Raw genomic sequence first — 10,757 nt, 5'->3', positions numbered from 1 at the left:
CTTTCCAACCGGGGCAGATGTGGAGGGCCCTTGGGGGCCGAAATCCCGTGCTCCGCCAAATGCCCTCGTAATGCATTGATTGTCTGGGTCCGTTGTCCCGTCAAAAGATTGCGCGTCTTCAGCACCATTGCCTGGCCTTGCTGCTCGGCGGTCTTGGTCGGCACGAACCGCATGGTCGGCCGGGAGGCAGCCTCGGCAATGGCTTCGGCATCATTCGCATCATTCTTTTGGCGTTTCACATAGGGCTTGACCTATTGCGGTGCGATCAACCTGACATCGTGGCCGAGCCTTGAAATCTCTCGGCTCCAGTGATGCGCACCCGCGCAAGCTTCCAAAGCGACCGTGCAGGGCTCAATCTGACCGAACAACTCCAGAACCCGCCCCCGAGGCAGTGCCTTGCCGAATATCTTCGATCCGTCCCCAGACGCGCCATGCGCGTGGAACGAATTTTTGGCGATATCCAGACCTACAATGCTAACATTTTCCATGGACGCTTCCTCCTCGTAGCAAGTTTCAACACCGCGACCTTGGCACAGCGATGCCGTGAGGGGGCGTCCACCCCATCAGGAGGGAATAAAGACAACGCGTTCGGGCTGGGCTGACATGGCCGGAAGGCGATGCCTGAACCCGCTTTCGCGCTGCCGCCTTACCTTGGCTCGGCGGCGTTCGGCGGCAACCAGCGACTTTTTTTGCGTATAGTCGAGCTTGCGAAGGAATTTGCCGATCGCGTTCGGGTGCGCGCAAACGCCTGTCGCATCATGCAAGGCAGACGCCAGTTCCTGCATCGTGATGTCGCCGTCATGTGCGATGCTCTCGGCAAAGAAGCCGCGATGCGGATCAAGCCTACCTTTGCCTCTGGGGCGGCCCTGAGGTGCCGCTCGCGCTTGGCCCGTCCGACGGATCGACATCGACCACCGCGCGCCGGTCGCGGGTGAAAGCTTCAACCGCAATGCCGCCGCACGCCCGCTTAACCCTTCTTCAATCAATCTCTGAAACCGCGCTTGCAGCGCATCCGGCAAAGGTGCTGACATAATCCATCCTCCCAAAAAGGATGAATCACAGATCAAGCTTCAAGCGAATCCCTAACGAGTCAGGCTTTGAGCGGGATGCTTTAGGAATAGAGAAGACCCCTACCGACCCGTGGCTGGGATCAGCCAAGCGTCCCAGAATCCATGCACATATCTGCGGCGGGCGTGCGGGGAATTCATGTTACCCCTGACAAGAAAAGACCCCGCTGTACGAGCGAGGCCCAGTTGGTTGCCAAGGGAAGCAACATGAAGAACGGGTTACCAGTCCGAGGGGCCTTTGTCGGCAAAAGCATGGACCAGGAAATCGATAAACGCACGCACTTTGGGCTGGGTGAACCGGCCAGGCGGATAAACCGCATAGATGCCTTGCATCTCAATAGGCAAATCGGGGATCGCATCCACAACTTGTCCCTGGGCCATAGCGTCAGCATAGAGAAAACTGGGTAGATAGGCGATGCCCAGACCGGAGATGGCCGCATTCAGCAAGGATTGCCCGTCATTGACGCTGAGCCAACCGGCGGTTCTGACCTGACGTTTTTCGCCTGAAGGTGCGGTGATTTTCCAGACATTGCCAGCCCCTTGGTTTGAATAGTGCAAGAGCTTGTGCTCATTCAGATCGTCGATCTTCTGCGGGCGACCGTACCGCTCGAAATAGGCCGGAGCCGCGATCATGCGTTTGGTGGTCTCGGTCAGCTTGCGGGCGCGCAGGGTGCTGTCCTCTAGTTCTCCGATCCGCACGGCCATATCGAACCCTTCGGAAATTAGCTCAACATAGCGGTTGTTCAGCACCATGTTGACGGTGATGTCGGGGAATTCCTCCAGAAAGGACGATAGGACCGGTGAGAGGTGGTTCACCCCAAAATCGGTGGCGACCGAGATGCGCAAGAGGCCCGAAGGCGCGCTTTGCATCGAGGTGACCAGCGCATCGGCCTCGCCCGCGTCATTGAGAACACGGCGCGCGCGGTCATAATAGGCCAGTCCGATCTCGGTGGGGGACACGCGGCGGGTGGTGCGATTGAGCAGACGGGCCCCAAGGCGCGCCTCCAAGCTTGACACGTGCTTGGACACCGCCGATTTGGAGATGCCCATCTTTTTGGCCGCATCGGTAAAGCCGCCCTGATCCACAACAGTGGCAAAGGCTTCCATTTCGGTCAGTCGGTCCATGCTCTGGCCTCGTTGGGTGTTTTCGTTGAGGGTCAGGTATGCGAGCCAATAAGGGCGAGAACGGGGCGCAGATTGGATAATATCGGGAATTTGCCGCCATCGTTCTGCCACCGGAAACACCGAAACGACCTGTTTCCAGATTGTCCGGCCCGGAAATCCTGCGAATTTGACCGGGGCCGCTATGGGGCTATCTGACCGATTGTATCTGGGAGGATCCGCAATGAAACATATGCTTTTTGGAGCCGCTATGGCGGTTATGGCCGCTGCAGCCGCGCAGGCCGATGAGATTGAGCTTTACTTCGTGAACCTTGAAGACGGCGCAACAGTGAGCGCCCCGGTGACGGTGGTGTTTGGGCTGAGGGGCAAGGGCGTCGCGCCAGCGGGTGTAGACCAGGACGGGACCGGTCACCATCATATCTTGCTCAACCGGCCTCCTTTCGGTGAGTGGCCGAACGATACGGAGATATCGCAGATCGGTATCCCAGCGGATGATCACCATATCCATTTTGGCGGCGGTCAGACCGAGACAGTACTGGATCTTCCGGCCGGGTCGCACTCGCTTCAATTGCTGTTAGGCGATCATTTCCATGTTCCGCATGACCCGGTCGTTGCGAGTGAGCGCATTACGATCACAGTGACCGAGTGATGCAAAACGGTTCCAGAATGTGACGCACATTCTGGGGAGAAACTGACGCAGTTTCTAGGCGCCCCGGTTCACCCGGGAGCCCAGATTTTGGGGCAAAATCTGCGCATTTTCTGCGTCAGAAAATGCCTGCTCAGAGGGTGGCGGCCAATCGTGTGCCCTGTTCAATTGCGCGCTTGGCATCAAGTTCGGCCGCAACATCGGCGCCGCCGATCACGTGCGGCACGATCCCCTTGGCTTCCAGCGCATCTGCCAGATCGCGCAGCGGGGTTTGACCGGCACACATCACGATCGTATCCGCCTCGATCAGGGTCGGGTTTTCGCGACCCTCGCCAGAGCTCACATGCAGACCGGCTTCGTCGATCCGTTCATAATTCACACCCCCAACGAAGGTGACGTCCTTCATCTTGAGCGAGGCCCGGTGGATCCAGCCGGTGGTCTTGCCCAGACGTTTGCCATGTTTCTCGGCTTTGCGCTGCAACAGCGTCACGGCACGCGTTGGCGCTTCGGGTTTGGGGCCTTCAGGCACCAGACCTCCGCGATGATCGGCAGGATCCGCGACACCCCATTCGGTCATCCAATCGGGCAGGTTCTCGGTCGGGCTTTCACCGTCATGCACCAAATATTCCGAGACATCAAAACCGATACCACCCGCGCCGATGACGGCCACTCGCTCACCCACCTCTGCCTGATCGCGCAGCACGTCGATATAGGTCAGAACATGCGTGCTGTCCTGCCCGGGAATGCCGGGATCGCGCGGGCTGACGCCTGTGGCAATGATCACCTCGTCAAAACTCTCAAGATCATCCGGTCCAACCTCGGTATTCAGCCGCACATCGATCTCAAGCGTGTCCATCATCGTGCGGTACCAATCGACAAAGCCCCAGAATTCCTCCTTGCCGGGGATCTGCTTGGCCATGTTGAGCTGCCCGCCGATCTCAGCGGCTTTGTCGAATACCGTTACTTTGTGTCCACGCTCTGCGCAGGTCATCGCGGTCGAAAGGCCCGCGGGTCCCGCGCCGACGATGGCCACGGTCTTCTGGGTCGCGGCCGGTTCGATCACCAGCTCGGTCTCATGGCAGGCGCGTGGATTGACCAGGCAGGATGTGAGCTTGCCCGAAAACGTGTGGTCCAGGCAAGCTTGGTTGCAGGCGATACACGGGGCGATCTGCGCGCCAGCCCCTTCCATCGCCTTGCGCACGAAATGCGCGTCCGCCAGCATCGGGCGCGCCATCGACACCATGTCGGCACAGCCCTCGGCCAGCACGTTCTCGGCGACCTCGGGCGTGTTGATCCGATTGGACGTGATCAGCGGGATCGACACCTGTCCCATCAGTTTCTGCGTCACCCAGGCAAAGGCCCGGCGCGGCACCGATGTGGCAATGGTCGGCACACGGGCCTCGTGCCAGCCGATGCCGGTGTTGATAATGGTGGCGCCTGCCTTTTCGATTTCCTTCGCCAACTGCACAACCTCGTCGAAGGTTGAACCGTTCGGTATCAGATCGATCATCGACAACCGATAGATGATGATGAAATCGGTCCCCACTGCCTGGCGCACCCGGCGCACCACCTCGATGGGCAGGCGAATACGGTTTTCATACGAGCCGCCCCAGCGGTCGGTGCGCGTGTTGGTGTGGGTGACGATGAACTGGTTGAGGAAATACCCTTCCGAGCCCATGATCTCGACCCCGTCATACCCGGCCTCTTGGGCCAGCCGCGCGGCATTCACGATATCGCCGATCTGCTTTTCGATGCCGTCCTCATCCAGTTCGGTCGGCACAAAGGGCGAGATCGGGGATTTGATCGGGGAGGGCGCCACGCATTTGGGACCATACGCATAGCGGCCCGCATGCAGGATCTGCATCGCGATCTTGCCGCCCGCATCATGAACGCGCCCCGTCACGATCGCGTGGTTCTTGACATCCTCCGCCGTGGTCATCATCGCGGCCCCCGGCAAGACCGACCCTTCCAGGTTCGGCCCGATCCCGCCGGTGACCATCAGCGCCACCTCGCCCCGTGCCCGTTCGGCGTAAAATTCCGCCACACGGTTCCAGTCGCGTGTCTCTTCCAGCCCGGTATGCATCGACCCCATCAGCACGCGGTTTTTCAGCGTGGTAAAGCCCAGATCCAGCGGTGCCAGCAGATGCGGATAGTCGGTCATGAAAAGCCTCCCCTTATATATGCCGTCCAGATTGCGCCTGTTGGGGGACTTGTCACGTGCAACGCCGCGTCAAGCGGGCTTTGCCCCGGGCGCCGGATCCCGCTAGGCTCGGCCAGGGGCGGAGGCCGGGATGGATCGACGGACAGCGATGAAGGGGATGGCAGCCATGGGCATGAGTATGAAAGCCGGAGCGTTGGCTGCACAGGATGGATTTTACGTACCAGGCGAGGATGCGCCCCATGAACGCACCTTCATGCAATGGCCGGTCAGCCGGGCGGTGCACCGTGATCGGGCTTTCTTGCAGGAATTGCAGGCGGCGGTCGCCAGGGTGGCCAACGCGATCGCGGCTTTTGAGCCGGTGACGATCCTTGCCGATGCCACCCACCACGGCGATATCCGCAAGGCGGTCTCCGGCTCGGTGGAGCTTTGGGATATCCCAACCGAGGATCTGTGGTGCCGCGATTCGGGGCCTATCTTTGTGCTCGATGGCGCGGGCGGGCGCGCGGTGCGCCACATTCGCTTTAACGGCTGGGGCAACCGGCAGGTGCATCTCCACGATGGTCTGATCGCCGAACGCGTGGCCGCGCATCTGGGCCTGCCGTTGCTGCCTACGCCCCTTAAGGGCGAAGGCGGCGGGATCGAATGGGACGGGCACGGCATGCTGATCGCGCATGAAAGCAGTTGGGTCAACGACAACCGCAACCCCGTTATGGACCGCGACGCGGTGGAGGCCGCGCTGCTTGATGCCTATGGCGCGCAGCGGATGATCTGGGCGCCGGGGCTGCGCGATGAGGATATCACCGACTATCATATCGACGCCTTGGTGCGGTTCATCGAACCGGGTCGTGTCCTGATCAATCTGGCCAAGACCGCCGACCCCTGGAACCCGTTCGATGCTGCTGCGCTGGAAACCTATGCCCGGCTGCAAGAGACGGATCTGAAGATCGAGGTGGTCCACCTGCCCGAACGCCCGCGCGTCCGCTCGGTGGATTTCGTTTCGGCCTATGCCAATTACTATCTCTGCAACGGGGCGGTGATCGCCGCAGAATTCGGCGATGCCAAAGCCGATGCGGCAGCGGCCGAGGCGCTGGCGCGTTTCTATCCCGGGCGCGAGGTTGTGACGCTGGAGATTGATGCGTTGGGTCTGAATGGGGGCGGCATTCATTGCGCGACGCAGCAGATGCCTGCGATCTGACACGTCTGGACCTCTGCCGAACGATCAGGGAGAAAGGGTCACCCGAACGAAAGGCCCTGAGATGACCCCCGAGGAAATCGCCAAGCTGCCCTACCGCCCTTGCGTGGGTGTGATGCTGATGAATGCGGCGGGCCAGGTGTTTGTTGGTCAGCGCCGCGACAGATATACCGAGGCGTGGCAGATGCCGCAGGGGGGGGTCGACAAAGGCGAAGACGCCCGGGGCGCCGCTCTGCGTGAACTTTGGGAAGAAACCGGTGTGAGTGCTGATCTGGTGGAAATGGTGGCCGAGACGGATGAATGGCTGCCCTATGATCTGCCGCATGATCTGGTGCCCCAGATCTGGAAGGGACGGTATCGCGGGCAGGAACAGAAGTGGTTTCTGCTGCGGTTCCTGGGCGAAGACGCGCAGGTGAATATAGAAACAGAACACCCGGAGTTTTCCGCATGGCGCTGGCAGCCCCCCGATCAACTGGTCGACAAGATCGTCCCCTTCAAGCGCGCGGTCTACAGTCGCGTCCTGGAAGAGTTCGCGCCGCATATCGGGCCTGCCTAAGCGGACTTTTGGCGCTGCTGGCCGGGCCAGCGTTGGCGTTAACTTGCGTGCCTTGGACGCACATGCATGCCTGGGGCGCGGCGGCGGGATCGGACAAGCTCTATCTCATCGTCCGGGGAGAGCTTGTTTTCAATGAGCATGCGTTGCCACGTGCTGATTTGCACAACCACGACGATACGCCTCCGATGACCCGGATCGAGGGGTTTCTTGGGGGGGAGCAGCTGGGCCGGAACGGGTTCCTCCGCCCATATCAGGGGGAGGTCACGCTTGAGGTCTCGTGCTACGGCCCGTGGTGTGCCGGGATCGTTTCGGGCGCATCCTACGTTGTCTTTGTGGAATTGCGCGAGGGAGAGAAGGTGGTGGCCACCAACCCCTGCGGCGGCTTCGTCTTTCCGGCGACGGATGAGATCGAGCAGGACCTTGCGCGCTGCATGCGACAGGGGCGCTGTGAGGTGCCGCAGGAGTAACGCGTCCTTGGCCGAGCGTTGTTGTAGGGCGGGACTTGTCCCGCCGGCCGGTCGGGGCGGGACAAGTCCCGCCCTACGGGTCAAAGATCGGAATATGGGGACCGGCCTCGGTCGGCAGCACCCCTGCCAGCCGCGGATCGGGTGCTATCTCGATCTGCTGGCGGATCGGTGTGAACCCTGACCGGCGATAGAACGACAAGGCGCCGGGATGATCCAGCGTGCAGGTATGCACGTGAAACCGCCGGATAGGACGGTCCCAGGCCAACCGGATCGCCTCGTTCATCAACGCGCGCCCCGCGCCTTTCCCCAGCAGCCGCGAGCTGACCCCGAAAAAGGCCAGCTCGCACGCGCCTTGCTGGCGAAAATCGAGCTCCAGGAGGGCTTCGGGTCTGCCCTCGACCAGCATGGTTGCCACACGCATGTCACTGTCGTCCAGGATCGCCGCAAGATCCGTGTCCGACATCTGCATCCGTGAGAACCATAGCCAGTTATGCGCCCCAACCCGGGCATAGATATCCCTGTAATCGGCCACACCGATCTCGGGGACGAGAACCACATTGGGCACATCCGCCGCCACGTCCCTGAGCGGAGGGCGCTGCGTCATCTCAAGATGGGTGACGACGGTCGCTACCATCCCTGGCGGAACGTCAAACAGACCCGGAGCAAGCGGCGGCGTCACACCAACCCCTCGGCTTTGATCAGCGCCTGCATATCCGCCTCGGGCCGTGGGCCGATATGGCTGATCACTTCGCGTGCGCAGGCATTGCCGAGGCGCGCGCAGGTTTCCATGTCGCGGCCGGTAGACATACCATAAAGGAACCCTGCGGCAAACTGATCGCCCGCACCCGTGGCATCAACGGGCGTGATCTTGTCGACCGCGACATCTGTGCGGTTGGTGCCTTCCATCACGCTGACGCCGTCGCCGGAGCGGGTGCAGACCACCAGACCGCAGATGCCGGCGGTCAGCATCAGCGCATCGTCCAGATGATCGGTTTCAAACAGCGATTGTATCTCGGCCTCGTTGCCGATCACGAAATCCAGATCGTGCTGGATCAGAGACAGGAAATCGGCGCGGTGCCGGTCGACGCAGAACGGGTCCGAGATTGCGATGCCCGCCTTGCCACCCGCCGCCCGGGTCGCGCGGGCGGCTTCGCGGAACGCGGTCTTGCCTGCATCGTGATCAAAGAGATAGCCTTCGAGAAACATCAGCTTGGCATTGCCTGACACTGCCCGAGGGACATCGTCTGATGAGAGGCTGGTGGAAATCCCCAGATAGGTATTCATCGACCGCTCCCCGTCGGGGGAGACGAAGATCATCGAGCGGGAGGTGGGCACGACACCGTCTGCAACCGGATCGTTGACGAAATCAATGCCATGCTCGGTCATTGCACTGGCATAAAATCGGCCCAGCCCGTCATCGTTCACCCGCCCGATAAAGGCCGTGTCCAGACCCAGCGCGCCTGCACCTGCGATGGTGTTGGCCACTGACCCGCCCGGTGTCTGAACCCGGTTCTGCATGGCACCATAGAGCAGCTCGGCCCGGTCGCGCTCGATCAGTTGCATAATGCCCTTTTCGATCCCCATATTGTCGAGGAACGCATCGTCGGATTGCGAGATCACATCGACAACCGCGTTGCCGATGCCAACCAGATCATAGGTTTTGGTCATTCAGTCTTGTCCTCAAATTGACAGAGGTCGCGGATCAGGCAGGCTTGGCATTTGGGCTTGCGCGCGACACAGGTATAGCGGCCATGCAGGATCATCCAGTGATGGGCATGAAGCTGGAATTCCGCCGGAATGTTGTCTTCGATGGCGCGTTCGACCGCATCGACATCCTTGCCCGGTGCAATCCCGGATCGGTTGCCCAGACGAAAGATGTGGGTATCAACGGCCTGCGCCGGGAAATGCCACCACATGTTCAGAACCACATTGGCGGTCTTGCGTCCGACCCCCGGCAGCGATTGCAGTGCCGCGCGGGAGGAGGGCACCTTACCCCCGTACTCCTCAACCAGGATCCGGCTGAGCTTTATCACGTTCTTGGCCTTGTTGCGGTAAAGGCCAATGGTCTTGATATGCTCAATCAGCCGCGCCTCGCCCAGATCGAGCATTTTCTGCGGAGTATCCGCGATCTGAAAAAGCGCGCGCGTCGCCTTGTTCACACCGGCATCGGTCGCTTGCGCGCTCAGCGCCACAGCCACCACCAACGTATAGACATTGACATGCTCAAGCTCACCCTTGGGTTCGGGCTCAGCATTGCGAAAGCGGGTGAAGATCTGGTGAATCGTATGGTAATCGAGTTGCTTGGCCATCACCGTCTCTTTTGGCGCGATGTACCTGCCCGGGCAACCCCCTAACGTACGCCGCTTGGGGTTCGAGGTCACCGGTCAGCGGCTTACTCGACAAGACCGGGGAGATCGCAAAGAGTCGCAGGATTCGGGTCGCACCGACCCGGCAACGGTCCTATCTTTGGGATCAAGCCGGAGAATTGAGACATGAACATCCAAAACACCGACCAAGGGTATCACTACAACGTCATGCGCCGCGCAATCGAGCTGATTGACGTCGGCGGACCTCAGATGACGCTGGATGACCTGGCGCGCGAAATGAAGATGAGCCCCGCGCATTTTCAGCGCCTGTTCTCGGCTTGGGTCGGCGTGAGCCCGAAACGGTATCAGCAATACCTGACTTTGGGCCATGCCAAGGCGCTTCTGCGTGACCGGTTCACCACGCTGGAGGCCGCACATGAGGCCGGATTGTCGGGCGGCGGGCGCCTGCATGACCTCTTTGTCCGGTGGGAAGCGATGAGCCCGGGCGATTACGCGCGCGGTGGCGATGGTCTGACAATCTATTGGGGCTGGTTCGAAAGCCCCTTCGGTCCAACCCTGGTAATGGGCACCGATAAGGGGCTTTGCGGTCTTGGGTTTGCCGCCGAGATGGGCGAGGATCACGCGATGCAGGATCTGATCGGTCGCTGGCCAAAGGCGGTGTTTGTCGAGGATCCCATGCGCCTGCGGCCCTGGGTCCTGGCAGCCTTCGGGGTATCAAACCACCTTGAGGCCGCGCCGCTCTACCTGATCGGGGCGCCGTTTCAGATCAAGGTGTGGGAGGCGTTGCTGACGATCCCCTCGGGCCATGTGACCACCTATTCCGAGATTGCCCAGTCCATCGGACGGCCAAAGGCTGTGCGTGCCGTGGGCACCGCTGTGGGGCGCAACCCGGTCAGTTGGCTGATCCCCTGCCATCGGGCCTTGCGCAAATCGGGTGGCCTGGGCGGGTACCATTGGGGGATTCCGATGAAGCGCGCGATGTTGGCCTATGAGGCGGCGCAAGCCGACGCGGGGTAGGGTCGGTATCCCATCGGGTCGCGGTTGCGCGGCTGGCGTGGCCGCGCAGTGCGGACGGTCTCAATAGAGGGTGGGTTTCAAAGCGCCTGCATCCGATTGCATCTGTGGGGCTGACAGATTACCCAACGTGCAGCCTGCGCGTTTTTGGCCAAAGGTCTGACGGCGCGCGAACACCTGTCCAGAGCGGACTCAGCGGGTTCTC

General features: G+C 61.1%; 12 protein-coding genes. 5 read left to right on the top strand and 7 right to left on the bottom strand.

Features of this window, described 5'->3' with window-relative positions; translation table 11 throughout:
- From HEP69_RS07325 to HEP69_RS07315, 3 genes are all read right to left on the bottom strand, one after another.
- The coding region (locus HEP69_RS07325) for a transposase (RefSeq protein WP_290557901.1) at positions 1 to 239 on the bottom strand (239 nt) is incomplete at its 3' end.
- A gap of 324 nt (positions 240 to 563) precedes the next feature.
- Complete coding sequence (locus HEP69_RS07320; RefSeq protein ID WP_290557900.1) at positions 564 to 1,031, bottom strand: transposase; 468 nt, start codon at positions 1,029 to 1,031, stop codon at positions 564 to 566.
- Between the two features lie 255 nt (positions 1,032 to 1,286).
- A complete protein-coding gene (locus HEP69_RS07315; protein ID WP_290557899.1) occupies positions 1,287 to 2,192 on the bottom strand; it encodes a LysR family transcriptional regulator in 906 nt (301 codons plus the stop codon).
- A gap of 229 nt (positions 2,193 to 2,421) precedes the next feature.
- Here HEP69_RS07315 and HEP69_RS07310 point away from each other — a divergent pair, with 229 nt between their 5' ends.
- Positions 2,422 to 2,838: a DUF4399 domain-containing protein gene (locus tag HEP69_RS07310; protein ID WP_290557904.1), complete on the top strand. Its 417-nt coding sequence runs from the start codon at positions 2,422 to 2,424 to the stop codon at positions 2,836 to 2,838.
- Between the two features lie 130 nt (positions 2,839 to 2,968).
- Here the strand turns inward: HEP69_RS07310 and HEP69_RS07305 are convergent, their stop codons facing one another.
- Entirely contained in the window at positions 2,969 to 4,996 is a 2,028-nt protein-coding gene (locus tag HEP69_RS07305) for an NADPH-dependent 2,4-dienoyl-CoA reductase (protein ID WP_290557898.1), read from the bottom strand.
- 130 nt (positions 4,997 to 5,126) lie between these two features.
- Between HEP69_RS07305 and HEP69_RS07300 the strand changes: the two genes are divergently transcribed.
- The 3 genes from HEP69_RS07300 (at position 5,127) to HEP69_RS07290 (ending at position 7,211) form a co-directional block, all read left to right on the top strand.
- The gene (locus HEP69_RS07300) at positions 5,127 to 6,191 is read left to right on the top strand and encodes an agmatine deiminase family protein (RefSeq protein ID WP_290557897.1); all 1,065 of its coding nucleotides are present in this window, start codon (positions 5,127 to 5,129) and stop codon (positions 6,189 to 6,191) included.
- Positions 6,192 to 6,252: 61 nt separating this feature from the next.
- A complete protein-coding gene (locus tag HEP69_RS07295) occupies positions 6,253 to 6,744 on the top strand; it encodes an RNA pyrophosphohydrolase (protein ID WP_290557896.1) in 492 nt (163 codons plus the stop codon).
- A gap of 62 nt (positions 6,745 to 6,806) precedes the next feature.
- Positions 6,807 to 7,211 carry a hypothetical protein gene (locus HEP69_RS07290; protein ID WP_290557895.1) on the top strand — a complete coding sequence of 135 codons (405 nt, stop codon included), beginning with the start codon at positions 6,807 to 6,809 and terminating at the stop codon, positions 7,209 to 7,211.
- Between the two features lie 73 nt (positions 7,212 to 7,284).
- Here the strand turns inward: HEP69_RS07290 and HEP69_RS07285 are convergent, their stop codons facing one another.
- The 3 genes from HEP69_RS07285 to nth are packed head-to-tail and all read right to left on the bottom strand — an operon-like array spanning position 7,285 to position 9,520.
- Positions 7,285 to 7,890 carry a GNAT family N-acetyltransferase gene (locus HEP69_RS07285; protein WP_290557894.1) on the bottom strand — a complete coding sequence of 202 codons (606 nt, stop codon included), beginning with the start codon at positions 7,888 to 7,890 and terminating at the stop codon, positions 7,285 to 7,287.
- On the bottom strand, positions 7,887 to 8,879 hold the full coding sequence (locus tag HEP69_RS07280; protein ID WP_290557893.1) for an adenosine kinase: 993 nt from the start codon (positions 8,877 to 8,879) through the stop codon (positions 7,887 to 7,889). Before HEP69_RS07280 ends, HEP69_RS07285 begins: the two co-directional genes overlap by 4 nt.
- Positions 8,876 to 9,520 (bottom strand): endonuclease III, encoded by a 645-nt coding sequence (gene nth, locus HEP69_RS07275; RefSeq protein ID WP_290557892.1) that lies wholly within the window; start codon positions 9,518 to 9,520, stop codon positions 8,876 to 8,878. The genes HEP69_RS07280 and nth overlap by 4 nt, the downstream gene beginning before the upstream one ends.
- A gap of 183 nt (positions 9,521 to 9,703) precedes the next feature.
- On the opposite strand from nth, the gene HEP69_RS07270 reads away from it, so the two are divergent.
- The gene (locus HEP69_RS07270; protein ID WP_290557891.1) at positions 9,704 to 10,555 is read left to right on the top strand and encodes a bifunctional helix-turn-helix domain-containing protein/methylated-DNA--[protein]-cysteine S-methyltransferase; all 852 of its coding nucleotides are present in this window, start codon (positions 9,704 to 9,706) and stop codon (positions 10,553 to 10,555) included.
- Positions 10,556 to 10,757: the final 202 nt, after the last annotated feature.

The sequence above is a fragment of the Aestuariivita sp. genome, from assembly GCF_021404545.1.
In the GTDB taxonomy this organism is placed as follows: Bacteria; Pseudomonadota; Alphaproteobacteria; order Rhodobacterales; family Rhodobacteraceae; genus Aestuariivita.
This window is presented reverse-complemented; position numbering and strand designations above follow the sequence as displayed.

Excerpts from the sequence above, each read along its gene's own strand:
- HEP69_RS07320 (WP_290557900.1), bottom strand. The coding sequence starts at position 1,031 with ATGTCAGCACCTTTGCCGGATGCGCTGCAAGCGCGGTTTCAGAGATTG.
- HEP69_RS07315 (WP_290557899.1), bottom strand. The coding sequence starts at position 2,192 with ATGGACCGACTGACCGAAATGGAAGCCTTTGCCACTGTTGTGGATCAG.
- HEP69_RS07310 (WP_290557904.1), top strand. The coding sequence starts at position 2,422 with ATGCTTTTTGGAGCCGCTATGGCGGTTATGGCCGCTGCAGCCGCGCAG.
- HEP69_RS07305 (WP_290557898.1), bottom strand. The coding sequence starts at position 4,996 with ATGACCGACTATCCGCATCTGCTGGCACCGCTGGATCTGGGCTTTACC.
- HEP69_RS07300 (WP_290557897.1), top strand. The coding sequence starts at position 5,127 with ATGGATCGACGGACAGCGATGAAGGGGATGGCAGCCATGGGCATGAGT.
- HEP69_RS07295 (WP_290557896.1), top strand. The coding sequence starts at position 6,253 with ATGACCCCCGAGGAAATCGCCAAGCTGCCCTACCGCCCTTGCGTGGGT.
- HEP69_RS07290 (WP_290557895.1), top strand. The coding sequence starts at position 6,807 with ATGCATGCCTGGGGCGCGGCGGCGGGATCGGACAAGCTCTATCTCATC.
- HEP69_RS07280 (WP_290557893.1), bottom strand. The coding sequence starts at position 8,879 with ATGACCAAAACCTATGATCTGGTTGGCATCGGCAACGCGGTTGTCGAT.
- nth (WP_290557892.1), bottom strand. The coding sequence starts at position 9,520 with ATGGCCAAGCAACTCGATTACCATACGATTCACCAGATCTTCACCCGC.
- HEP69_RS07270 (WP_290557891.1), top strand. The coding sequence starts at position 9,704 with ATGAACATCCAAAACACCGACCAAGGGTATCACTACAACGTCATGCGC.